General features: G+C 62.1%; 21 protein-coding genes. 20 read left to right on the top strand and 1 reads right to left on the bottom strand.

The genetic code is table 11. The features are described from left to right. Positions 1 to 48: 48 nt before the first annotated feature. The 11 genes from PIGHUM_RS07730 to PIGHUM_RS07680 all read left to right on the top strand — a co-directional run bounded on the left by PIGHUM_RS07730 (position 49) and on the right by PIGHUM_RS07680 (position 11,768). The gene (locus PIGHUM_RS07730; RefSeq protein ID WP_124078874.1) at positions 49 to 939 is read left to right on the top strand and encodes a VOC family protein; all 891 of its coding nucleotides are present in this window, start codon (positions 49 to 51) and stop codon (positions 937 to 939) included. Between the two features lie 21 nt (positions 940 to 960). After that, the gene (locus PIGHUM_RS07725; RefSeq protein WP_124078871.1) at positions 961 to 2,652 is read left to right on the top strand and encodes an AMP-binding protein; all 1,692 of its coding nucleotides are present in this window, start codon (positions 961 to 963) and stop codon (positions 2,650 to 2,652) included. Continuing rightward, a complete protein-coding gene (locus tag PIGHUM_RS07720) occupies positions 2,652 to 3,131 on the top strand; it encodes an acyl-CoA thioesterase (RefSeq protein ID WP_124079056.1) in 480 nt (159 codons plus the stop codon). The genes PIGHUM_RS07725 and PIGHUM_RS07720 overlap by 1 nt, the downstream gene beginning before the upstream one ends. Then, positions 3,128 to 4,285 carry an FAD-dependent monooxygenase gene (locus PIGHUM_RS07715; protein WP_124078869.1) on the top strand — a complete coding sequence of 386 codons (1,158 nt, stop codon included), beginning with the start codon at positions 3,128 to 3,130 and terminating at the stop codon, positions 4,283 to 4,285. Before PIGHUM_RS07720 ends, PIGHUM_RS07715 begins: the two co-directional genes overlap by 4 nt. Positions 4,286 to 4,384: 99 nt before the next feature. Beyond that, complete coding sequence (locus PIGHUM_RS07710; RefSeq protein ID WP_124078867.1) at positions 4,385 to 5,359, top strand: Bug family tripartite tricarboxylate transporter substrate binding protein; 975 nt, start codon at positions 4,385 to 4,387, stop codon at positions 5,357 to 5,359. A gap of 25 nt (positions 5,360 to 5,384) precedes the next feature. Further along, positions 5,385 to 6,146 carry a maleate cis-trans isomerase family protein gene (locus tag PIGHUM_RS07705; protein WP_124078865.1) on the top strand — a complete coding sequence of 254 codons (762 nt, stop codon included), beginning with the start codon at positions 5,385 to 5,387 and terminating at the stop codon, positions 6,144 to 6,146. 409 nt (positions 6,147 to 6,555) lie between these two features. Continuing rightward, complete coding sequence (locus PIGHUM_RS07700; protein ID WP_124078863.1) at positions 6,556 to 7,344, top strand: ABC transporter permease; 789 nt, start codon at positions 6,556 to 6,558, stop codon at positions 7,342 to 7,344. A gap of 2 nt (positions 7,345 to 7,346) precedes the next feature. Beyond that, positions 7,347 to 8,057 (top strand): ABC transporter ATP-binding protein, encoded by a 711-nt coding sequence (locus PIGHUM_RS07695; protein WP_124078861.1) that lies wholly within the window; start codon positions 7,347 to 7,349, stop codon positions 8,055 to 8,057. Between the two features lie 34 nt (positions 8,058 to 8,091). Continuing rightward, positions 8,092 to 9,426: a glycosyltransferase family 4 protein gene (locus PIGHUM_RS07690; RefSeq protein ID WP_124078859.1), complete on the top strand. Its 1,335-nt coding sequence runs from the start codon at positions 8,092 to 8,094 to the stop codon at positions 9,424 to 9,426. A 50-nt stretch (positions 9,427 to 9,476) separates the two neighbouring features. Beyond that, positions 9,477 to 10,604 carry a glycosyltransferase family 4 protein gene (locus PIGHUM_RS07685; protein ID WP_124078858.1) on the top strand — a complete coding sequence of 376 codons (1,128 nt, stop codon included), beginning with the start codon at positions 9,477 to 9,479 and terminating at the stop codon, positions 10,602 to 10,604. Between the two features lie 36 nt (positions 10,605 to 10,640). Beyond that, positions 10,641 to 11,768 (top strand): glycosyltransferase, encoded by a 1,128-nt coding sequence (locus PIGHUM_RS07680; protein WP_124078856.1) that lies wholly within the window; start codon positions 10,641 to 10,643, stop codon positions 11,766 to 11,768. 5 nt (positions 11,769 to 11,773) lie between these two features. On the opposite strand, the gene galE is transcribed toward PIGHUM_RS07680, so the two are convergent. Then, positions 11,774 to 12,832 carry a UDP-glucose 4-epimerase GalE gene (galE, locus tag PIGHUM_RS07675; protein ID WP_124078855.1) on the bottom strand — a complete coding sequence of 353 codons (1,059 nt, stop codon included), beginning with the start codon at positions 12,830 to 12,832 and terminating at the stop codon, positions 11,774 to 11,776. Positions 12,833 to 12,961: 129 nt separating this feature from the next. Here galE and PIGHUM_RS07670 point away from each other — a divergent pair, with 129 nt between their 5' ends. From PIGHUM_RS07670 to PIGHUM_RS07630, 9 genes are all read left to right on the top strand, one after another. Beyond that, positions 12,962 to 13,963, top strand: coding sequence for a glycosyltransferase (locus PIGHUM_RS07670; RefSeq protein WP_246013014.1), 1,002 nt, complete (start codon positions 12,962 to 12,964; stop codon positions 13,961 to 13,963). Positions 13,964 to 13,967: 4 nt separating this feature from the next. Then, positions 13,968 to 15,053, top strand: a complete 1,086-nt coding sequence (gene rfbB, locus PIGHUM_RS07665) for a dTDP-glucose 4,6-dehydratase (RefSeq protein ID WP_124078853.1) — start codon at positions 13,968 to 13,970, stop codon at positions 15,051 to 15,053. 1 nt (position 15,054) lies between these two features. Then, positions 15,055 to 15,936: a dTDP-4-dehydrorhamnose reductase gene (gene rfbD / locus PIGHUM_RS07660; protein ID WP_124078851.1), complete on the top strand. Its 882-nt coding sequence runs from the start codon at positions 15,055 to 15,057 to the stop codon at positions 15,934 to 15,936. Next, entirely contained in the window at positions 15,933 to 16,838 is a 906-nt protein-coding gene (rfbA, locus tag PIGHUM_RS07655; RefSeq protein WP_124078849.1) for a glucose-1-phosphate thymidylyltransferase RfbA, read from the top strand. Before rfbD ends, rfbA begins: the two co-directional genes overlap by 4 nt. Beyond that, complete coding sequence (rfbC, locus tag PIGHUM_RS07650) at positions 16,835 to 17,383, top strand: dTDP-4-dehydrorhamnose 3,5-epimerase (protein ID WP_124078848.1); 549 nt, start codon at positions 16,835 to 16,837, stop codon at positions 17,381 to 17,383. Before rfbA ends, rfbC begins: the two co-directional genes overlap by 4 nt. Then, positions 17,383 to 18,198 (top strand): ABC transporter permease, encoded by an 816-nt coding sequence (locus tag PIGHUM_RS07645; RefSeq protein ID WP_124078847.1) that lies wholly within the window; start codon positions 17,383 to 17,385, stop codon positions 18,196 to 18,198. The genes rfbC and PIGHUM_RS07645 overlap by 1 nt, the downstream gene beginning before the upstream one ends. After that, positions 18,188 to 19,513, top strand: a complete 1,326-nt coding sequence (locus tag PIGHUM_RS07640; protein WP_124078844.1) for an ABC transporter ATP-binding protein — start codon at positions 18,188 to 18,190, stop codon at positions 19,511 to 19,513. The genes PIGHUM_RS07645 and PIGHUM_RS07640 overlap by 11 nt, the downstream gene beginning before the upstream one ends. Positions 19,514 to 19,521: 8 nt before the next feature. After that, a complete protein-coding gene (locus PIGHUM_RS07635; RefSeq protein WP_124078842.1) occupies positions 19,522 to 22,047 on the top strand; it encodes a methyltransferase domain-containing protein in 2,526 nt (841 codons plus the stop codon). 100 nt (positions 22,048 to 22,147) lie between these two features. After that, positions 22,148 to 22,534 (top strand): hypothetical protein, encoded by a 387-nt coding sequence (locus PIGHUM_RS07630; protein WP_124078840.1) that lies wholly within the window; start codon positions 22,148 to 22,150, stop codon positions 22,532 to 22,534. The last annotated feature ends 100 nt before the right edge of the window (positions 22,535 to 22,634 follow it).

Below are 22,634 nucleotides of genomic sequence, written 5' to 3'. Positions count from 1 at the left end.
AGCCGCCGCCGCGCTCCGGCCTGTTCGAACCCGTCGAAGGACACTTCCATGACCGCATCCGTTACCGCTCCGCCGCTCGCGCTGCACGGCGTCGACCACACCGCCCGCCCCACCTGGAAACTGCGCGAGACCATCGCCTTCTACCGCGACATCCTTGGCCTGCCCCTGGTGCACGTGATCTCCGCGCGCGGTTGGGGGCCGGCCACGCATCCGGATTTCCTGCACTTCTTCTTCGACAGCGGGAACGGCAGCACCATCGCCTTCTTCTATTACCTCGGCTCTCGGCCTCCCGAAGGCATGCGCGACCGGCCCGAGATGCCGCCGTTGCCGGACGATCACGTGTTCGACGCCACGCACACCGCGTGGCTGGTGGACAGCCAGGACGAACTGAAGGCCTGGAAGAAAAAGCTCGAAGCCGCTGGTTTGACCGTCTCGGTAGAGACGACGCACGAAGTGATCGAATCGATCTACGTGCGCGATCCCAACGGCTATTTCATCGAGTTCACGCGCAAGCTGCGTCCGCTGGACGACGTCGATGCGCTGGATGCGAAGCTGACGCTGCAGGCGGCCGTGGAGGCCGAACAGGCGGCCGAACGCGAAGGCCGGCGCGTGGGCGACATCGGCGAGATCTGGCGGCGCAAGGCCGAGCTGGTCGCGGCGCGCAGCGGACAGAACGATGCGGACGGCAAGGTGCGCATCTTCATACCCAAGGTGCGCGAATTCTCCTCCATCGTCAATGACGCGCGGGCGCGGCCCGACTGCCGCGTGCTCGACCAGGGCGAATACGACTGCATCGAGTCCGACGGTCCGATCGAATTCGGCCGCAAGGCGCTCGGCCTGAAGCCGGCGATCTGGTATGGCCTGTTCACCGGCGGAGTGCAGGGCCGCATCGACGTGCTGGACCGCGACCGCGTCCGCATCGTGCCGGCGCCGCGCTGAGCCCCGCAGGAGGAGACCGCCATGAACGAACTGCGATACCCGATAGAAGGTGTCATCTACCACGACGAGGCGCAGGCCCGCCGCTACCAGGACAGCGGCGCCTGGGCGCGCACCAGCGTGGGCGATGCCCTGCGCGCGACGGCGCGCCGCCAGCCCGAGGCGCCGGCCTTCATCACCGACGAAGGCAGCCTGAGCTTCCGCGAACTCGACGAGCAGACCGACCGGCTGGCCGCCGCGCTGCTGGACGCCGGGCTGGCCCCGGCGGACCGCGCCATCTTCCAGATGGGCACCACCCTGGAAACCGTGCTGGCCCTGGTCGCCTGCTACAAGGCGGGCATCGTGCCCGTGTGCTCGCTGCCGCAGCATCGCGAACTGGAAATCGGCCAATTGGTCCGCCAGTCCGGCGCGCGGGGCTATTTCGTGCAGGCCGATTTCCACAAATTCGACCTGGTGGCGTTCGCCGAGAAGATGGCGGCCGGCAGCGATACGCTGGCGCACCTGGTGGTGGCGCGCGGCTCGGCGGGCAGCCATCTGGCGATGCGCGCGCTGATCGACGCCATGCCGCTCGACCAGGCCCGCGCCCGGCTGGCCGACGTGGCGCCGGGCGCGCGCGACGTGCTCAGCTTCCAGCTCTCGGGCGGCACGACCGGCGTGCCCAAGATCATTCCCCGTTTTCACGCCGAGTACCTGGGCCATGCGCTGGCTTGCGCGCGCCTCTACGAGCTCGGGCCGGACGAGCGCTTCATCTGGGCGCTGCCGCTGCTGCACAACGCCGCCCAGCTCTACGTGCTGATGCCGGTGCTGGCGATGGGCGTCTCGGCGGTGCTGATGTCGCGGGTCGAGGTGCGCCGCATGCTGGAGCTGATCGAGCAGCATCGCGTCACGCGCGCCGTGTCCATCGGCCCGATCGCGCCGCAGCTCATGGCCTATCCCGACCTGGACAAGCACGACCTGTCCTCGCTGCGCCTGTTCACCACCATGAGCCGCGCCGACCGCCTGGAGGAGACGCTGGGCGTGCCGTGCTCCAACCTGTTCGGCATCACCGAAGGCCTGTTGCTCGGCGCGCCGCCCAGCGCGCCGGCCCACGTGCGCCACCATACCCAGGGCAAGTCGGGGTGCGCCGACGACGAGATCCGGTTGCTGGACCCGGAGAGCGAAACCCCCGTGCCCGAAGGGGCCATGGGCGAGCTGTGCTTTCGCGGCCCGTCCACGCTGCCGGGCTTCTTCGATGCGCCCGAAGCCAATGCCAAGGCCTACACTTCCGACGGCTTCTATCGGACCGGCGACATGATGACCGCGCACGTCGTCGATGGCGCCGTGCACTACACCTTCGAAGGCCGGCTGCGCGACAACGTCAACCGCGGCGGCGAGAAGATAGGCTGCGAAGAGGTCGAGGGCCTGGTCACCGCGCACCCCGCGGTGGTCGAAGCGCGGCTGGTGGCCATGCCCGATCCGGTCTATGGCGAGAAGGGCTGCATCTACATCATTCCCAAGCCCGGCTGCGCCGCGCCGCAGGTGCGCGAGCTGGCCGACTTCCTGGTGGCCCAGGGCCTGGCCAAGTACAAGTGCCCGGAACGCGTGGAAGTCATCGACGCCTTCCCGGTCACCAAAGTGGGCAAGCTCGACAAGCCCGCGCTCAAGAAAATGATCGCGGACAAGCTCGCGCGCGAAGCGCAGGAAGCCGGGCAGGGCGCGCAGCGGGGGGCCGCATGATGACCAGCACCGAGCACGTCCTCTCCACCACGCCTTTCGTCGTGCGCCGCCGCGTCAAGTGGGGCGACTGCGATCCGGCGGGCGTGGTCTACACCGTGGTGTTCGGCGAATACGTCATCTCGGCCGCCGAGCTGTTCTACGGCATGCTGTTCGACGGCACGCCCCAGAAGGTCAAGGACCGCCACGGTTTCGGCACGCCCAGCCGCGCGCTCTCCTTCGACTTTCGCAGCTCGCTGTGGCCCGACGATGAGTTCGACATGCGCGTCACGGTCGACGAGATCCGTCAGCGCACCTACACCCTGGGCATCGAAGCCGTTACCGCTTCGGGCGAGCTCGCCTTCATCGCCAAGCTGACTCCCATCTGCATCGCGCGCGGCGAACGGCGCGCCATCCCCATCCCGGACACGCTGCGCGACGCGTTGTCCTCGTATCGCGACGCATGCGCGCAGTATGCCGCCGCAAGGAGTTCCGCATCATGAAAATCGCCGTCATCGGAGCCGGTCCGGCCGGCCTGTATTTCTCGCTGCTGGCCAAGAAGCACGATCCCTCCCACGAGATCCGCGTCTACGAACAGAATCCCGAAGGCGCCACCTACGGCTGGGGCGTGGTGTTCTCGGACGTCGGCCTGGGCTTTCTGCGCGAAGCCGACCCCGAGTTCTTCAAGGCCTTCGTCGCCCACCACGAGCGCTGCGACTACATGGAGATCGTCCATCGCGGCACGCACGTGCAGGTGCACGGCAACCACTTCTCGCGCACCGCGCGCATCGACATGCTGCGCGTGCTGGAAGACGCCTGCCGCCGCGAGGGCATACGGATCGAGTACGACCGGCGCATCGAAGACGTCGAAGCGCTGGCGGGCGAGGTCGACCTGCTGATCGCGGCCGACGGCGGCAACAGCACCGTGCGCACCCAGTACGCGCAGCACTTCCGCCCCAGCTTCGAAAAGCGCCGCAACAAGTTCGCCTGGTACGGCACGCGCCAGCGCTTCCATCCCGTTTCGCTGATCTTCCGCGAGACGCCGCACGGCGTCTTCATCGCGCACAGCTACCAGTACAGCCCCGAGCTGAGCACCTTCCTGGTCGAAGTCGATCCCGACACCTGGCAGCGCGCCGGCCTGGACCGGGCCAGCGAAGACGAAAGCCGGCGCTATTGCGCCGACGTCTTCCGGCAGGAGCTGGGCAGCAACGAATTGCTGACCAACCGTTCGCTGTGGTTTGAGGCCAATATCGTGCGCAACGAGCAATGGACCCACCGCAACATCGTGCTGCTGGGCGACGCGCTGCGCACCGTGCATTTCTCGCTGGGTTCCGGCACGCGCATGGCCATGCAGGACGCCATCGCGCTGCACCAGGGACTGGTGCGTCACCCCGGTGACGTGCCGGCCGCCTTCGCCGCCTTCGAGGCGCAGCGGCGGCCCGCCTCGTCCACCTTCCAGGCCGCGGCGGACCGCAGCCTGGACTGGTACGAGAACGTCGCGGACAAAATGCACCTGGACCCGGTCAGCTTCGCCTACGACTACATGCGGCGCACCGGACAGGTCAGCCATGACGACCTCAAGCGCCGCGACGCGAACTTCGCCGCGGCGTGCGAGGCGCTGTCTTTGCACGAACGGCGCCAAGAGGCGGTGGCTTGAGCCGTTTCAGGAAGATATGACCATCCCGCGGGTGGAAGACGCCTGCCCGCGGGCCAATCGACTTGCGTCGCACTACACGGAAAATCCCAGGAGACATCGATGAAGAACATCCTGCGCGGCGCCATCGCCGCCTCCCTGCTCGTGGCCGGCCATGCCTGGGCCCAAGCGCCCGCCTGGCCCGCCAAGCCCTTGCGCGCGGTCGTGCCTTACTCCGTCGGCAGCGGCCCCGACGCCGTCACCCGCCTGGTCGGCGAGAAGCTCGCCAAGAACCTGGGCCAGCCCCTGATCGTCGAGAACAAGCCCGGCGCCAACGGCTGGCTGGCCATCGGCGACGTCAAGCGCTCGGCGGCCGACGGCTACTCGCTGGTCGTGGTGGACAACACCCACATGACCCTGCAGCCCCACTTGTACAAGAAACTGCCGTTCGACCCCGTGGCCGACTTCGAGCCCGTCGCGCCGGTCTACACCACCAACTTCTTCATCGTCGTGCCGGCCAACTCGCCCTGGAACAACGTCACTGACCTGATCAAGGCCGCCAAGGCCAAGGGCGGCAACATGACCTACGGCACCTGGGGCATGGGCAGCGTCGCGCACATCGGCGCCTCGATGTTCCAGACCCAGACCGGCACCAACATGACCCACGTGCCCTTCAAGGAATTGCCGCAGCTCTACACCGCCGTGGCCACCGGCGAAGTGGACTGGGCCTTCGGCACCGCCGCCACCACGGCCCAGCTCTACCAGGCCAAGAAGGTCAAGCTGCTGGCCCTGGCCGCCCCCAAGCGCCTGTCCATGTACGCCGACGTACCCACCGTGGCCGAAGCCGGCGGACCGGCCAATTTCGAACTCAAGACCTGGGTGGCCCTGTTCGCGCCCAAAGGCACGCCCAAGACCGTCATCGACCGCCTCAACGCCGGCGTGGCCAAGGCCGTCGTCGAGCCGGACATCCAGAAGCAGTTCAACACCTTCGGCTTCGAAGCCTGGCCGGCCGCTCCCGCCGACCTGGCCCAGGCCATGAAAGCCGACACCCAGCGCTTCGAAGGCGTCGTCCGCCAAGCCAACATCTCCCTAGACTGACCACGCCCACCAGGCAGGAACCGCCATGACATCCCGCATCTACCGTATCGGCCAGATCGTCCCCAGCTCCAACACCACCATGGAGACGGAAATCCCCGCCATGCTGCGGGCCCGCGAGGCCGTGCGCCCCGAGCGCTTCACCTTCCACTCCAGCCGCATGCGCATGCACAAAGTGGTCAAGGAAGAGCTCGAGGCCATGAACCGCGAAGGCCTGCGCTGCGCCGCCGAACTGGCCGACGCGCGCGTGGACGTCATGAGCACCGCCTGCCTGGTGGCCATCATGGCCATGGGCCCGGGCTACCACCGCCAGACCGAACGCGAACTGACCGAGGTGGCGCGCGCCAACCACTGCGACGCGCCCATCATGACCTCGGCCGGCGCGCTCATCGAAGGCCTGCACCGCCTGGGCGCCAAGCGCATCTCGCTCATGGCGCCCTACATGCGGCCGCTGACCGACATGGTGGTCGGCTACATCGAGAGCGAAGGCATCGAAGTCAAAGACGCCAAATGCTTCGAGATCCCCGACAACCTCGAAGTCGGCCGGCGCGACCCCATGCGCCTGCTCGAAGACGTGAAGACCCTGGACACGCGCGGCGTCGATGCCGTCGTGCTGTCCGCCTGCGTGCAAATGCCGTCGCTGCCCGCGATCCAGCCCGCGCAGGACATGCTGGGCGTGCCGGTGGTGTCGACGGCGGTGTGCACGGTGAGGGGGATGCTGGAGCGGCTGGGGGTGGAGGCGGTGGTGCCGGGAGTGGGGGCGTTGCTCGGCTCCAGTCCCGCGCGCTGAGGCGCACCCCCTGAGGCGCCTGTCCGGTAGAACACGCTACCGCCAGGTAACCTGCCGCAACCAGTTCGCTCAAAGTGTGAGTTTCGATCGTGGGGCTGCGCCTTTGGCCGCCTGCAACGAGAGTGTCCAATCAAAAGAAAGCCTGTTTTAAGTGAAGGGCAGTTCCGAGCGCAGCGTTGCGAGCGTGCATCGAAACTAGGCAGGTAGGGCGATGCGGGTCCCTGTATGGTGCCGTTAGCCGTCGAGAGCATGGACGGTTGCGTGCTGTCACACCCATTACGTGATACGGCCCAGCTACCGACTATAGTCAAGCCCATGTCTTCAATTTCCGCGGCCGCACTGGCCGGTTGGGCTGGCTTGCGGCCGCTTGTCTTTTTCTTGTTTTCCCATTCGACTCCAGGATGCCAGCATGTTTTTTGAAAGCGCGGCCAAGGAGTTCTTTGTCGCGTTCGCGCGCCCTCATCTTTGGGGGCTGTTGGCTTGGTACGACATCAAGCAGCGCTATCGGCGTTCGGTGCTAGGACCATTCTGGCTGACCATCAGCACAGGAGTGCTGATTGCCACCCTGGGGCTGCTGTGGTCGACCTTGTTCAAGACCGATTTGCATGAGTACTTGCCGTACTTCGCGGCAGGCAACGTGGTCTGGAGCTTCGTGTCCATGCAACTGAACGAGGCCACGACAGGCTTCACGCAGTTCGAACACCTGATCAAGCAGAGCCGGCTGCCGTATCCCTCGTACATCCTGAGGCTGCTGTGCAGGAATCTCATCATCTTCCTGCACAACTTTCTCATTGTGATCATCGTCGTGAGTTTCGTGGGCGACGGCTGGAGCCTGGTCTCGCTGGTGGCGATCCCTGGAATGCTGCTGCTTTCGGCAATCGTATTTTTTGTGTCGCTGGCTTGCGCACTCGTCTGTACGCGCTACCGCGACATGGTACCGGTGGTGCAGAACCTGGTTACGGTGGGCTATTTCCTGACACCCATTATGTGGGATGCCCAGCGCCTGCCTGAACAGCATCGTTGGGTAGCGGCTTGGAACCCGCTCTCCCACGTGATCGACGTGGTGCGTGCGCCATTGCTGGGACATCTTCCTTCTGTGCTCAATTGGCTGGTGAGCCTGGCTGCGCTCGCGATTTCGGCGGCAATTTCCTGGGGCTTGTTCGCCAGGACGCACCAGCGCGTCGCTTACTGGATATAGCAATGTCGGCGTTCATTTCCGCGCGGGACCTGGTCGTGGAGTTTCCGGTCTACAACGCATCCCATCGGTCTCTGAAGAAACAGCTCATCAGTGCGACCACGGGCGGGCGTATTGCCGCCGACGTCAAGCGGCGCTTGAATGTGCGGGCCCTGGACGGCGTCAACTTCGAGCTCAAGCCGGGAGACCGGCTGGGCTTAGTTGGGCACAACGGTGCGGGGAAGACCACCCTGTTGCGCGCGCTGGCCGGCGTCTATCCTCCCTCGGCTGGAACATTGACGGTGAAAGGGCGGCTTGCTTGCCTGACCGACATTGCCGTGGGCATCGACGGTGAGGCGACGGGCTTCGAAAACATTTACCTGCGCGGCATCGTGATGGGCATGACCCCGCGCGAGATCAGCGCCAAGCTCGACGACATCGCCGAGTTTAGTGAGCTCGGCGATTACCTGAACATGCCCGTCAGGACATACTCCAGCGGGATGCAGCTACGCCTGGCTTTTGCCGTTTCGACCAGCATCGATGCCGACATCGTGCTGATGGACGAATGGCTGTCGGTCGGCGATGCGCAGTTCAACGCCAAGGCGTCGCAGCGTTTGTCGGCAATGGTGGAGAAATCGTCCATTCTGGTGATCGCATCCCACCAGGAGAGCGTCATCAACGATTTATGCAACCGCCGGGTTCGCCTGGAGCACGGCCGACTGGTGGAGCTCTGCTAGCTGCGGAGCCCCGATTAGATCCCGACCTGAATAAATGAACAAAAGAGACGTTCTGTTCACCGGATTCGAGTTCCAGCAGAAGCTGCAGCGCGGCATCTATCTATACACAAAATCCCTGATCAACGCGGTCAAGGCCAAGGGCCACGGCACGGGCATCCTGTCGGAAGCGCCCGGCTTCGCTGATCCGGCACCGCTTCTCTCAGGCATCTACCAGTACATCAATAATCCCACGCGGTTTCGACCCGGCCGCAAAGGGTTGGCCCTGAACGGCCTGAAATATGCGCTGGGCGCACGGCGCGGCACGCGAGTCGAGAACCGCGCGAACATGATCACGGAAGAGAATCTGTGGTTCCTGCGCGATGTCGACAGCTTTCTCAATATCCCGCGCTTCTACGAGATGGCCAATCTCACCGCCCGCCTGCGGGGCGGGACGCTGGCGCTGACCGAGGCCGGGAGGGCGGGATACGACACGGTGTTCACGACTTCGCCTTTCAATGTCCGGCACGAACGAAAGGGGGGCGGGCTCAAGCTCGTGCAGACGCTGCACGATCTGATCCCGATCAACGTCACGCTGCATCAGGAACGGCCGGAGGTTTTCTATGGCCGGCTGAAAGCGGTGGCCGAGTCCGATCTCATCCTGGCCGTATCGCACCATACCAAGCAGGAGTTCCTGCAGTTTTTCCCGCATTGCGAATCCCGTATCCGGGTGGTGTACCAGCCTATTCCTGCCGACGAGCATATGCTGGCCTTGAGTAGCTATCCTCAGGTCCAGTCGGCGGTGCTGGCCAAGTTCAACCTCAAGCCTGGGCAGTATTGCTTTTACGTCGGGCAGATCGAAGCGCGAAAGAACGTACACCGCGCGGTCGCGGCCTATGGCCTGGCCAACCGTGGCCTGGACATACCATTCGTGCTGGCAGGGGGCGTGGACCGCCAATACGTCCAGGACGCCGGCATGGCATCGCTATTCTCGAAGAAGGGGGATGGCGCGAAGTCCGCCGATGGCAGGTACGGCGGCGCAATGTATCTGGGGTACATATCCGAAGTGGAGAAGCTGTGCCTGCTGCGCAATGCGCGCGCCTTCGTCTTTCCCACCTTGAGCGAGGGTTTCGGCATCCCGGTACTCGAGGCGCAGACCCTGGGATGCCCGGTCATCACTACCGAAACGGCATCCTTGCCCGAAGTGGTCGGCGATTCGGCAATGCTGGTCAAGGATCCCTACAACATCGAAGAAGTGGCGCAGGCCATTCGCAAGGTGCTGGAGGACGGCGAGCAGTGTCGCCAGTTGTCGGCCGCGGGCCATGAGAACGCGCGCCGCTTCGACAAGACCGTATTCGCCGATGACGTCGATCGGCTGTTGGCCGAGCTCTGACCAACTGGCGACAGGGAGGCTGCCTTGAGCGATCGTTTCGTTTGCCGGCCATGACAACCATGCGGATCGGTTTGTCCACGACGCCAATCGAGCCGGCGCTGGCCGGCAATCCCACCGGGATCGCGACGTATACGGCAGCGCTTGCCGCACACTTGCCCCGGGAGGGCGTCGCGGTTCGGCCGTATGCCCTGCCGCCGACGCGGCGGCGGCCCGGGCTTGCGCGCAGCGCTTACCTGCCACACAGCTACCTGGTTCATGCCGCGAGCGAGTACTTGGGATGCCAACCGGCCGCCGCCGTCGATGCCGACGTGTTCCATTTCACCGATCACCGCGTGGTCCGTACCCGTTGCCCGAGCGTGGCCACGGTGCACGACGCGATTCCCCTCCAGTTTCCGCACTGGGCATCCGCGCGTTTGCGCCTTCTCAAGAACGTCGTGATGAAACGGATGATCCGGCGCGCCGACCTGTTCGTGTCGGTGTCGCATTTTGCGCGTGCGGAGCTCGAGGAATTCTTCGGCCTGCCGCCGGACCGGGTTCGGACCGTGCACTGCGGCATCGCAGACGAGTGGCTGCAGCCGCTGCTTGGCGGAGAGAATGTCCTGAGCAGCCGCGGCTTGCGCCCGCGGGGCTATTTTCTTTTTGTCGGCGGCCTGCAGCCGCGAAAGAACGTCGATCGCCTGGTGCAGGCGCACCGCAGCCTGCCGGAGCACCTGAGGCGCGAGTTTCCGCTGGTGGTGGTGGGACGCATGGGCTGGCGCTGCGAAGACACCGCCGCGACGTTGTCGCGGGCGCAGGCCACCGGTGAGCCGCTCATCTGGCTGGACGACGTCGAGGACTTCGCCACGCTGCGGCACCTTTATCGGGGCGCAGCGGCACTGACGTTTCCTTCGCTGTACGAAGGCTTCGGCCTGCCGGTGCTGGAGGCTTTTGCATCCGAGACGCCGGTAATTACGTCCAATGCAAGCTCGCTGCCAGAAGTGGCCGGCGAGGCCGCCTTGCTGGTCGATCCCTTCTCCGTCGACGAGATCGCCGGCGCCATGCTCAGGATCGTGGACGATCCTGCCCTGGCGGAACAATTGCGCGTGCAAGGGCGGCAGCGCGTGGCGCAGTTCAGCTGGCGCCGGACGGCTGCCGCGCTGTTACCCATCTACCGGGAGGTGACGGCCCGCCCTGTTTGACGGGCTGTCACTCCTTCGCACCTTCAGAGCCCGCCCATGCGCATTCTCCACGTCTTCAAGACATTTCCCCCTGATACCCATGGCGGCATCGAGTACATCGCTCACCAGATTGCGCAGGGTGGCGGCAAGCATGGCATAGAAAGCCGCATCGTCACGTTGTCGAGCCAGGGTGAACGTATGGAAACCGATGCATCCGGCTATGAAGTCCACCGCTATCGCCGCGATCTGAACATCGCGTCCACCGGCATGTCCCTATCTTTCCTGCGGCATTTCCGGCGCGAGTCCGAGTGGGCCGACCTGCTGCACTTCCATTTTCCCTGGCCATTCGGCGACTTGGCATACCTGCTTTCGGGATCGCGCGTGCCCGCGCTGATGACCTACCATTCCGACATCATCAAGCAGGAGAGGCTGCTGGCCTTGTACAGGCCGCTGCGCGATCGCCACCTGGCCCGGATGCGTCGCATCGTCGCCACCTCGCCCAACTATCTGGCAAGCAGCGAAGCCTTGCAGCGGTGGCGTGGCAAGACCGTGGTCATTCCTTGCGGCATCCCGGAGGTACCTGCACGCGATCCTGCTGCAATTGCGCGCGTCAGGCAGCATCTCGGAGAGCGCTTCTTCGCCTTCGTCGGCGTACCGCGCTACTACAAGGGACTCGACTTCCTGCTGGATGCGCTGGCGGGGCGGGATTACCCACTAGCCTTGGTGGGCGATGGGGAGGAGCGCGATGCGCTGGAGGCGCGGGCCAAGGAGTTGGGCTTGCGGAATGTGCACTTTCTGGGCGCGCTCGATGACGAGGCCAAGGCCGATGTGCTGGCCGCCGCGACGGCGTTCGTGTTTCCATCGCATGTGCGGACAGAAGCCTTCGGCCTTGCGCTGGCCGAAGCGGCGCAGCAGGGTTTGCCGATGATCTCGTGCGAGATCGGCACGGGTACGACTTTCGTAAACCTGCACGAGCAAACCGGACTGGCAGTGCCTCCGTGCGATTCCGCGGCGTTGCGGGCAGCGATGGACCGGATGTGGAACGAGCCCGAGCAAGCCAGAGAATGGGGGAGGCGGGCTTATCGGAGATACCGCGAGCAGCTCACCCAGGACGCAATGGTTGCGGCCTATGCCGGGTGCTATCGGGAGCTGCTTGCAGCGGCTGCCGATGAGGGCCTGCATTAAGGGATTCAGGGCCCGTAGCCGTCAGGGTTCTGCGATTGCCAGCGCCAGCCGTCGGCGCACATGTCCTGAATCGTGCGCTGAGCCTTCCAGCCCAACAGTTCCGCGGCGCGAGCGGGATCGGCGTAGGCTTGGGCGCTGTCGCCAGGGCGGCGCGCCTCAACCGTGTACGGAACGCGTATACCGGTGGCCTGCTCAAAAATGCGCACCAGCTCGAGTACGCTCGTTCCGCGTCCTGTCCCGAGATTGATGGGTGTGAAACGGTCGGTGGTTCGCGCCAGATAGTCGACCGCCCGGACATGAGCGGCGGCCAGGTCGACGACATGCACATAGTCGCGTATGCCCGTGCCATCTGGAGTGGGATAGTCATTGCCGAACACCTGCAGTCCGGGCCTGACGCCCAGCGCTACCTGGGTGATGAAGGGGAACAGGTTGTTGGGCCTGCCAGACGGGGATTCGCCCAGATTGCCGCTGGGGTGGGCGCCGATGGGGTTGAAGTAACGCAGGCAAGCCACGCGGCGATTCGGCCCGCACTTGCTCCAGTCATGAAGGATCTGTTCCACCATTGCCTTGGTGTGGCCATATGGGTTGGCGGGACCCAAAGCATGGTCCTCCGCATAGGGAAGAACCGGGGACGTCCGGTAGACGGTGGCCGACGAACTGAAAACGATGTGATGTATGCCGGCTGCGTCCATCGCAGCCAGGAGCTCGATTGTTCCGGTTACGTTGTTTTCATAGTAGCGCAGCGGCTGCTCGACCGATTCTCCAACGGCTTTCAAACCAGCGAAGTGAATGACGCCGGCAATCGGGCGTTGCTTTCCGCGCTGCTCGGCAAAGACATCGCGAAGCAGCCCGCTGTCTCGGATGTCCCCTTCGATGACCGTCAGCGGCGCTCCTGTCAATGCTTCCACCCTTTGCAGGGAGGCGCGCGAACTGTTGGAAAAATTGTCCAGGATGACGGGGTCGTACCCCGCGCCGAGCAATTCGACCAAGGTGTGGGATCCGATGTAGCCGGCGCCTCCGGTCACGAGTAGGGGGATGGCCGGCCTGGGATGGGAGTTGCTCATAGGTGGGAATGGACAACGCGCCAGCGCTCATGCGTAGGCCGTTTCTTCGTGTAACAAAAAGGATAACATTATGCCTCCGAAGACATCTTTCTCGTTATGGCTTTCATGCCTCTCCCAAGCGCGCCGGCTGTGGCCGAGCCCGTCGCGCCCGCCGGAGCCCGGTTGCCCAGGTTTCCGGCCACGTTTGATCGCGAGCGCGTAACGACGCCGGAGCCCTCGTGCGTAGCGATTCTTCTTTGTACCTACAACGGGCAGAATCACCTGCCCGAGCAACTCGCATCGTATTGCGCCCAGACCCATACGCGCTGGTCTGTTTTTGCTTCCGATGACGGATCGATGGACGCTACGCGCCATATTCTGGACGCCTGTGCCGAGCGATGGGGCAGCCGCCTTATGGTCGTCGATGGCCCCCGGCAGGGATTCGCAGCGAATTTTCTCAGCTTGGCGAGTGCGCCAGACATCCGGGCCGACTACTACGCTTATTCCGACCAAGACGATATCTGGGAGCCCGACAAGTTGCAGCAAGCTGTCCATGCGCTCCAACAGATTCCGCCGGATGTGCCTGCGCTGTATTGTTCCCGCCTGCGCTTGATAGGAAACGGGGGCGAAGAACTCGGCTTGTCGCGGCTGTTCGGCGGCCCTGCTTCTTTTTCCAATGCCTTGGTCCAGAACGTGGCGAGCGGGAACACCAGCGTGTTCAATCATGCGGCCAAACGCCTGCTGGAAAAAGCCGGCGCGGACGTTTGCGTGCCGTTTCACGACTGGTGGACATATATGGTAGTGAGCGGCTGCGGGGGCGTCGTCGTCTATGATCCGCATCCCACGGTTCGCTACCGGCAGCATGGTGGCAATGCGATGGGAAGCAACCGCTCCTGGCGAGGCAGGGCCGAACGCGTACGCATGCTTTGGGAAGGCCGCTTCCGCGATTGGAACGATCTCAATATTCGGGCCCTCGAGCGGTTGGACGATTTCCTGGCTGAAGAGGTTCGGCATACGCTGCGTCTTTACGCGGCGTCGAGAAAAAAGTCTTTTCTTCCTCGGCTTCTAGGATTGAAGCGTGCAGGCATCCATTTTCAGACCATGGGCGGCAACCTTGGTCTTATGATGGCCGCCATTTGCAACAAGGTTTGATCGTATGACCATACTAGTGACTGGTGGCGCGGGCTTCATAGGCAGCAATTTCGTTCTCGATTGGCTGCAACGGTTCGAAGAGCCCCTGCTGAACGTCGATGCACTGACCTATGCGGGGAACACCCGGAGCCTCGAGGTTGTATTCGGCGATTCGCGGCATATTTTCGTGCAGGGCGACATAAGCGACTCAGCGTTGATGGCACGGTTGCTGCGCGAGCATCGGCCGCGCGCCATCGTGAATTTCGCTGCGGAATCGCATGTCGACCGGAGCATCAGCAATCCGGAAGCATTCATGCAGACAAATGTGATCGGAACGTTTCGACTATTGGAAGCAGCGCGGGCGTATTGGGTGGATGCGCCACCAGAGACCCGTGAGTGCTTCCGATTCCTGCATGTTTCCACTGACGAGGTCTACGGCACGCTGGAGCCTGACGCTAAACCGTTCCGCGAGACCAATCGCTATGAGCCGAACAGCCCGTATGCCGCCAGCAAGGCTGCAAGTGATCATTTGGTGCGTGCGCATCACCACACCTATGGGCTGCCCACGCTTACGACGAACTGTTCCAACAATTACGGCCCGTTCCAGTTTCCGGAGAAGCTGATTCCGCTGATGATCGTCAATGCACTGGCAGGAAAGCCGCTGCCTATCTACGGCGACGGCCTGCAGGTGCGCGATTGGCTGTACGTGAAAGATCATTGCTCCGCCATCCGGTCCGTACTTGAATCCGGAAGAGTCGGCGAGGTCTACAACATCGGCGGCGGCAACGAAAGAACCAATCTGGACATCGTGCAGACGATCTGCAGATTATTGGACACGTTGGTCCCGAAGGCGGACGCTTCGCCCTACGCAGCCCAGATTGCCTTCGTAAAGGATCGTCCCGGCCATGACAGGCGCTATGCGATCGATTCGAGCAAACTGCAGCGCGATATCGGATGGCAGCCGGCCGAGACTTTCGAGAGCGGCATTCGCAAGACCATCGAGTGGTACCTGGCGAATCCGGACTGGCTCGAGGCCGTGACCAGTGGCAGTTATCGGCAGTGGATCGATAAGCACTACACGGCGTGTGCCGGCTCCGCGGACGATGTCTGAAATGAGGATTCTTCTGCTAGGAAAGCGAGGGCAGGTGGGGTGGGAACTACAGCGGGCCCTGGCGCCTTTGGGCGAGTTGAAGATGCTGGATCGGACGGACGGGGGGGATCTGACGCGTCCGATCGAGGTGGCCGAGTCGATCCGGGCCTTCATGCCGGATGTCGTGGTGAACGCTGCCGCCTATACCTCGGTCGATCGGGCCGAGACCGAGCAAGAGCTGGCTCGGACCGTCAATGCCGCAGCCGTTGCCGCCATTGCCCGGTCATGCACTGAGGTAGGCGCCTGGTTCGTACACTACTCTACCGACTACGTATTCGATGGAAGCGGTCAGCGGCCATGGCTGGAGACCGACGTGCCTGCGCCGTTGAACGTGTATGGCCGTACCAAGCTGGAGGGGGAGTCGGCCATTGTCGAGAGCGGTTGCCGATACTTGCTGTTCCGGACCAGCTGGGTTTATGCCGCCCGAGGCGGGAATTTCCCGAAGACCATGCTGAGGCTCGCCGCGGAACGCGATGAAGTGCGCGTCATCAACGACCAGTTCGGTGCTCCGACATCCGCGGAGCTTATCGCCGATGTGACTGCGCATTGCATACGCCAGGCCATATCCGACGAGAGCCTGGCGGGCATTTACCATCTGGCCGCGAGCGGCTGTACGACCTGGCATGACTATGCAAATTGGGTCCTGGCCGCTGCCGCCAGCCAGAGGCATCAAGGCGGACATAGGCCGGTCTTGATTCCCGTGCCCAGTAGCGAGTTTTCCACGCCCGCACGGCGGCCATTGAATTCTCGCCTCGACACGCACAAATTGCGGAGCCGGTTCGGCTTGTGCCTGCCCCATTGGCAAGACGGGGTAGGCCGTATGCTGGCGGAGGTGCTGCAATGACCAAGCGGAAAGGAATCATTCTTGCTGGCGGTTCGGGCACACGTCTGTATCCGGCGACGTTGTCCGTCAGCAAGCAGCTGCTGCCGGTCTACGACAAGCCGATGATCTACTACCCTTTAAGCACGCTCATGCTGGCGGGGATTCGAGAGATTCTCGTCATCAGTACACCGCAGGACACACCCCGATTTCAGCAGCTCCTGGGGGACGGAAGCCAATGGGGGCTTCGGTTGAGCTTTGCCGTGCAGCCGAATCCGGATGGCCTGGCGCAGGCATTCCTCATCGGCGAAGCGTTCCTGGCTGGCAGCGATTGTTCCCTGGTGCTGGGCGACAATATTTTCTATGGACACAACCTGCCTGCGCTGCTGCGCGCCGCGAATGCCCAGGCCACGGGCGCTACGGTGTTCGCCTACCATGTCCAGGATCCGGAGCGATACGGTGTCGTGCAGTTCGATGCCGGAGGCAGGGCCGTCAATATCGAGGAAAAACCTATATCTCCCCGCAGCAACTACGCGGTGACCGGGCTGTATTTCTATGACGGCAACGTGGTCGAAATCGCCAAGTCCGTGAAGCCCAGCGCCCGTGGCGAGTTAGAGATCACTTCTGTGAACCAGGCGTATCTCGAGCAAGGCAATCTGAGGGTCCAGGTCATGGGACGCGGCCATGCCTGGCTGGACACCGGCACCCACGAGAGTCTGCTGGAAGCCGGACAGTTCATTCATACATTGGAGCACCGCCAAGGCTTGAAGATTTCCTGTCCCGAGGAGATCGCCTGGCGCAATGGCTGGATCGGAAGCGCGCAATTGCAAAGCCTGGCCGAGCCCATGGCGAAGAACGGCTATGGAGCATATCTGCTGCGCCTGCTTCAAGACTCCAACAACCCCGACATCGACCGAATTGCATGAAGATCATCGATACCAATCTTGCCGGCGTAAAGATCGTCGAGCCTCAGGTCTTTACCGATGCCCGCGGCTTTTTTTACGAGAGTTTCAATCAGGCAGCCTTCGAGGCGGCGATCGGCTGTTCCATCCATTTCGTGCAAGACAACCATTCGCGTTCGTCGAAGGGCGTGCTGCGCGGATTACACTACCAGCTTCGTCCGCATCCTCAAGGAAAACTGGTGCGCTGCGTGGCTGGCGAAGTTTTCGATGTCGCGGTGGACATCCGCGCGTCCTCGCCCACTTTCGGCCAATGGACCGGCGCAATGCTCACTGGCGAGAACAAGCGCCAACTATGGATCCCCGAGGGTTACGCCCACGCTTTTCTCGTCCTGAGCGAATCGGCCGAGTTCCTCTATAAAACTACCGATTACTGGCACCGCGAGCTGGAGCGCACCATCGCCTGGGACGATCCGGCAATAGGAATAGCCTGGCCTGCCGTGGACGGTATTTCGCTGTCGCCGAAAGACCGGCTGGGGAGCGCCTTGGCTCAGGCCGAGGTGTTCGCCTAATGAGGACGGTGTCCTATGGAGAAGAGGGGCCGCTCGCTTCGATCGTGGCCCATCGCAAACTCATTGCCGTTTTGTCGCGCCGGGATGTGCTCAGCCGCTACCAGGGATCTCTGCTCGGGCTGCTCTGGGCCGTCGTTACGCCCTTGCTGATGCTGGTCGTTTACACCTTCGTCTTCAGCGTCATTTTCAACGCAAAGTGGGGCGGGGTGGAGAATCGGTACCAGTTCGCGCTGGTCCTGTTCGCAGGGCTCCTGGCATTCAACATCTTTGCCGAAGTAGTGACGCGGGCGCCGTCCCTGATCGTATCCCACGCGAACTACGTCACCAAGGTGGTGTTTCCCGTGCAGGTCCTGCCGTGGGTAATGGCAATGAGCGCCGTTTTTAATTTTGCGATCGGGTTCTGTGTCTGGCTGGCGGGGTACTTCGTGCTGGTCGGCATGCCTCATCCGCAGATCCTCTGGTTGCCCGTACTGCTTGTTCCCTACCTGTTGTTCGTAATCGGCATCGCGTGGTTCGTTTCATCCATCGGGGTTTTCGTCCGGGATCTAGGGCAGGTCGTGAGCGTGGCCGTAACGGCTTTGCTGTTCATGACGCCGATTTTCTATCCCATCGCCGCAATTCCACCCGCCTACCAGCGCTATATGTATTTGAACCCCATTACGTTCGTCGTCGAATCGCTGCGTTCGGTGATGATCGACGGAACCGCGCCCGACTGGAGAGGGTTCGCATGGTTCGTGTTGTTTGCGCTGCTGGTCCATGTGGCCGGATTCGTCTGGTTCCAGCGGATCAAGAAGGGGTTTGCCGATGTCCTGTGAGCCCATGATTTCCGTCACGGCTCTATCGAAGCGCTATGAGATCTACGACAAGCCGGCGCATCGACTGTGGCAATTCGCCTGGAGAGGACGCAGGTGCTTCTACCGCGAGTTCTGGGCATTGCGTGATATCGATTTTGCCGTGGCTGCAGGAGAGTCCGTCGGGATCATCGGTCGCAATGGCGCCGGCAAGTCCACGCTGCTGCAGATCCTATGCGGCACGTTGGCCCCTACGTCCGGTTCCGTAACGGTACGCGGCCGCGTGGCGGCCTTGCTGGAGCTCGGTGCTGGGTTCAATCCCGAGTTCTCAGGGCGGGACAACGTCTATCTCTGCGCGACTCTGTATGGCATGTCCGAAGGCGAAATCCGGGAGAAGTTCTCCGCGATCGCCGAGTTCGCAGACATCGGCGATTTCATGGAACAGCCCGTCAAGACGTACTCGAGCGGGATGTATGTAAGGCTGGCCTTCGCCGTGATCGCCCACGTGGATGCCGAGATACTCATTATCGACGAAGCATTGGCCGTGGGCGATGCGCTGTTTACGCAGAAGTGCATGCGGTTTCTTCGCGAATTCAAGAAGAAGGGAGTGCTGTTCTTCGTTAGTCACGACACCACCGCGGTCAAGAGTCTCTGCGAACGTGCGCTATGGTTGTCTGGCGGCCAGGTGGCGGCTTTCGGTTCGGCTAAAGATGTCTCCGAGCAATACATGGCATACCTGTACCAGTCGTCTGGAACCACGAGCGACTGCGGTGCGGGGGAGCCGTTCGCATTGCCCGAGTTGGCGGACTTCGAGGATGCGCGATTGCGCTACTTGAACGCATCGAATCTGCGCAACGACCTCGAGGTGTTTCGATTCGACCCGGTTCAGGCTACCGGTTTCGGCACGGGGAAAGTCGCGGTCCGGCGTGTACTGCTGTTGGGGCAGAACAGCGAGCCTTTGAGCTGGTGCGTGGGGGGAGAGCCGGTTCGGCTGCGCATCGAGGCCGAGGTGCTGGAGTCTATCGAGGCGCCCATCGTCGGCTTTACCGTAAAGGACCGGCTGGGCCAGCCGCTATTCGGCGACAACACTTATCTGAGCCATCGAAATATGCTCGAATGCCCTCGCTCCGGGATGCTCGAGGCCGTATTCGACTTCAGGATGCCGATCCTGATGCCGGGCGACTACTCTATTGCAGTTGCAGTGGCCAGCGGCACCCAGGAAGACCACGTGCAGCATCAATGGATCAACGATGCGCTTTTTTTCCGTTCGCATGCCACTTCCGCAAGCACGGGTTTGGTGGGCATCCCGATGCGAAACATAGAATTCAGCTTTAAGTAGGTCGATACATGGCGCATTTGCAGCAGCAGCAATTCTGTACGGCGGTCCGGAAACGTTTTCCACGTTTTTTCAAAAATAAACTGGTCCTGGATATCGGGTCCCTGGATATAAACGGGAACAATCAGTACCTGTTCGACGGCTGTGCATACTTGGGAGTGGATGTCGCCACGGGACGCAATGTCGATATCGTGTGTGCGGGACACCAATTGCTTTTGCCGGACGGAACATTCGATGTCATCGTGTCGACGGAGTGCTTCGAGCATGACCAGTACTATCCTGAGACCCTGCGCAACATCTACCGGATGCTTAAACCGGGCGGATTGTTCTTTTTCAGCTGCGCCACGACTGGCCGGCCGGAGCACGGAACGCGGCGAACCAACCCGGGGGACGCGCCTTTGATCCAAGGCCTTGGCGATTGGGCGGACTACTACAGGAACCTGGAGGAGGCAGACATACGCGCGGTCTTCGACGTAGAGGCCGAGTTCTCCGAGTTCGAGTTCTCGATTGGCCACGAGACCAAGGATCTATATTTCTACGGCATCAAATCGGGCCGGTACCACGAGCGGGACGATTATTCCTTCTTGCTCGAGTCTCATTGGTTCGCCCAGCTTGCGGATCAGTTGCGAACCCAGCTTGCCCAATCAAGGGAAGAGGCGGGGGCGCTCAAGGAGCAACTGGAGCGAGCCAAGCTGGATGCTTTCTCGCTGCAGCAGCAGCTGATGTCGGCGCGCGCCGATTCGGACGAACTGCGCAATAGCACCTCATGGCGCATCACAGCGCCCCTCCGGGCGCTGGGCGATGCGCTGCGCTCCGTGCGCCGCCATCCCGCAGCCAGGGCTTTGAGCCTGGTGGCCGAGAGGCCCGAGCTCTTGGGGAAGTTCGTTGGCTACGTGCGGCAGCGCGGCTTGCGGGAGGCCTTGAGGCATGCCAGGAACGTCGGGCACAGAACGCAGATGTCGCCTCGTGATGCGGGCTTTGCGTTCACGGCGGGCAGCCGCTGTGTCATCCTCACCACCCCTCATTGTCATTTCGTCGCCCGCCTAATCCAGTCCGCCCTGGAGCGCGCCGGGCTTCAGGCTCAGATCATCCACGCCATGCCGTCGGGGGGCTTCGAGGACGTATTGCACTTCGTCATCTGCCCGCAGATATTTCCCAAGCTGCCGGGCACCTATGTCGCTTTTCAGATGGAGCAATCCGTCAGCTCCCGATGGTTCAAGCAGGACTATCTCGACATCCTGGACCATGCTTATGCGATCTTCGACTACTCATTGACGAACATTGCATTCCTTCAGTCGAAGGGGATGAGCTACAGACAGATCTACTACCTGCCCATAGGGTTCGACGCGGACATGGCTCCGCTGGAAGGCCAGCCGTCATACGAGTACGACGTCCTGTTCTATGGCGACGTCAACAATGATCGGCGCAGGCAGTACCTTGAGCAGTTGGGCCGGCATTTCAAGGTCAAGGTGGTGCGCGAGCTGTTCGGCGCGCCCTTGTACGAAGAAATGGCCAAGGCAAAAGTGGTGGTCAACATCCATTACTACGAGGGAGCGCTGCTCGAGACGACGCGTGTCTACGAATGCCTCAGCCAGAACAAGCTGGTCGTTTCCGAATCGTCTTCGGACATCGCTGAGCATGATGCTTTGAAGTCCATCGTGGATTTCGTCCCTGTCGGCGACGTCCAGGCCATGATCGAGCGTATTGGATATTGGCTCGACCACGACGAGGCGAGACGGCAGCGGATCGTGGCTAACCGCAACGCGTTGCTCAAACCCGGTTTGTCGTTCGACTATTACTTTTTCCGCTTCCTGCTGGCGAACGATGTCATCGATTTCGACAGATTCTACGAATTGGCCGGCGCGGGTTTTTCCATCGACAGTGAAATGGTTTGCCTGGGTCTGCCGGAGTCGATCGCGCGTCAGGCGAGTTTCAGGCTGGACAACCAATACGGCATTCAGGCCTTTCCCGGGCTGAGGCACCAGTTGGGGTGGGTGGGGTGCGGCCTGAGCTACAAGTTCCTGTTTCGCAAGGCGCGTGAACAGGGCTTGGCGGAAGTGGCCATATGCGAGGACGACGTCGATTTCCTGCCCGGCTGGCAGGACAGATATCGCGCAGCGCAACGCTATCTGGCAGAGTCGGGCGACTGGGATATTTTCTCCGGATTGATTGCGAATCTGCACGTTCAAACCGCTGTCAGCGATTTGAGCGAATCCGAGGGTGCGACCTATGTCCACTTGGATAAGATGGTCAGCACGGTCATGAATGTGTATTCGGCCCGGATGTTCGATAGACTGGAGTCCTGGGATCCTGCAATCCGGGACGCGGAGCGCAACACCTACGATAGATATGTGGAGCGCATGCCCGGCGTACGGATCGTCACCACGATGCCCTTTCTCGTAGGCCACAAGGACGAGGAAGTGTCTACGCTGTGGGGGTTCAACAATACCGTCTACGTCGATCTGATTCGTGCCAGTGAACAACTGCTCGAAGAGAAGGTCATCGCTTTTCGGGATGCTCGAAAGAAAATAGCCTAGGCAGGAGAGTGGCCTGAGCTCCGGCTGACTAAGGTCCCGCATCTAGCAACCGGTTTGAACAGGCAGCGAATAACTATGCTGCAGGAGGGAGTTGGTGGTCATGGTGAAGTATTTTTATTCGGTCAAGATATTTGCTTGTTCGGTGGCAATCTCGCTGCTTCTTGGAGGTTGCGACATTCACTACCCAATAATCGTAGAAAACGGCTTTTCGGACTCCATTGCAATAAAGGTCGCATATTTCGGTGCCGCCGACTTCATAGGCTCCTTGGAGCCTAAAGAGATGTTCGCTGTGGTAGAGCCTCAGCATGAGGTGAAGAGCATGACCTTTGTGGGCAAGGGTGCCGAACTTTGCCATTTAGATCACGATCAATTGGAAGAAATATTAAAATCCAAACCCAGCCCTAGAAAATTTATCTGGGTAGTTTCCCCTTCCCGCATTCAGCCAATAAGCAGACAGGGCTTGCAACAGGCGTCGAGACCTTGCTGAAATAACCACATGGGCCACGCTCATTTGCATCAAGCGGCTCTGGCAACGGCTCGAGCGCTTGCCCGTGAAAGGACGCTGATGCTAGGTTGTAAGGGGACGC

Source organism: Pigmentiphaga humi (assembly GCF_900606115.1).
GTDB classification, from domain to species: domain Bacteria; phylum Pseudomonadota; class Gammaproteobacteria; order Burkholderiales; family Burkholderiaceae_B; genus Pigmentiphaga; species Pigmentiphaga humi.
Note: the sequence above shows the minus strand (reverse complement) of the source record. Positions and strands in the feature narration are given on the sequence as shown.

What these genes read in the sequence shown, in the direction of transcription:
- PIGHUM_RS07690 (WP_124078859.1), top strand. Translation starts at nt 8,092, where the DNA reads ATGAACAAAAGAGACGTTCTGTTCACCGGATTCGAGTTCCAGCAGAAG.
- rfbB (WP_124078853.1), top strand. Translation starts at nt 13,968, where the DNA reads ATGACCATACTAGTGACTGGTGGCGCGGGCTTCATAGGCAGCAATTTC.
- PIGHUM_RS07635 (WP_124078842.1), top strand. Translation starts at nt 19,522, where the DNA reads ATGGCGCATTTGCAGCAGCAGCAATTCTGTACGGCGGTCCGGAAACGT.
- PIGHUM_RS07715 (WP_124078869.1), top strand. Translation starts at nt 3,128, where the DNA reads ATGAAAATCGCCGTCATCGGAGCCGGTCCGGCCGGCCTGTATTTCTCG.
- PIGHUM_RS07700 (WP_124078863.1), top strand. Translation starts at nt 6,556, where the DNA reads ATGTTTTTTGAAAGCGCGGCCAAGGAGTTCTTTGTCGCGTTCGCGCGC.
- PIGHUM_RS07705 (WP_124078865.1), top strand. Translation starts at nt 5,385, where the DNA reads ATGACATCCCGCATCTACCGTATCGGCCAGATCGTCCCCAGCTCCAAC.
- PIGHUM_RS07720 (WP_124079056.1), top strand. Translation starts at nt 2,652, where the DNA reads ATGACCAGCACCGAGCACGTCCTCTCCACCACGCCTTTCGTCGTGCGC.
- PIGHUM_RS07710 (WP_124078867.1), top strand. Translation starts at nt 4,385, where the DNA reads ATGAAGAACATCCTGCGCGGCGCCATCGCCGCCTCCCTGCTCGTGGCC.
- PIGHUM_RS07630 (WP_124078840.1), top strand. Translation starts at nt 22,148, where the DNA reads ATGGTGAAGTATTTTTATTCGGTCAAGATATTTGCTTGTTCGGTGGCA.
- rfbD (WP_124078851.1), top strand. Translation starts at nt 15,055, where the DNA reads ATGAGGATTCTTCTGCTAGGAAAGCGAGGGCAGGTGGGGTGGGAACTA.
- PIGHUM_RS07725 (WP_124078871.1), top strand. Translation starts at nt 961, where the DNA reads ATGAACGAACTGCGATACCCGATAGAAGGTGTCATCTACCACGACGAG.
- PIGHUM_RS07640 (WP_124078844.1), top strand. Translation starts at nt 18,188, where the DNA reads ATGTCCTGTGAGCCCATGATTTCCGTCACGGCTCTATCGAAGCGCTAT.
- galE (WP_124078855.1), bottom strand. Translation starts at nt 12,832, where the DNA reads ATGAGCAACTCCCATCCCAGGCCGGCCATCCCCCTACTCGTGACCGGA.
- rfbC (WP_124078848.1), top strand. Translation starts at nt 16,835, where the DNA reads ATGAAGATCATCGATACCAATCTTGCCGGCGTAAAGATCGTCGAGCCT.
- PIGHUM_RS07730 (WP_124078874.1), top strand. Translation starts at nt 49, where the DNA reads ATGACCGCATCCGTTACCGCTCCGCCGCTCGCGCTGCACGGCGTCGAC.
- PIGHUM_RS07685 (WP_124078858.1), top strand. Translation starts at nt 9,477, where the DNA reads ATGACAACCATGCGGATCGGTTTGTCCACGACGCCAATCGAGCCGGCG.
- PIGHUM_RS07645 (WP_124078847.1), top strand. Translation starts at nt 17,383, where the DNA reads ATGAGGACGGTGTCCTATGGAGAAGAGGGGCCGCTCGCTTCGATCGTG.
- PIGHUM_RS07680 (WP_124078856.1), top strand. Translation starts at nt 10,641, where the DNA reads ATGCGCATTCTCCACGTCTTCAAGACATTTCCCCCTGATACCCATGGC.
- rfbA (WP_124078849.1), top strand. Translation starts at nt 15,933, where the DNA reads ATGACCAAGCGGAAAGGAATCATTCTTGCTGGCGGTTCGGGCACACGT.
- PIGHUM_RS07695 (WP_124078861.1), top strand. Translation starts at nt 7,347, where the DNA reads ATGTCGGCGTTCATTTCCGCGCGGGACCTGGTCGTGGAGTTTCCGGTC.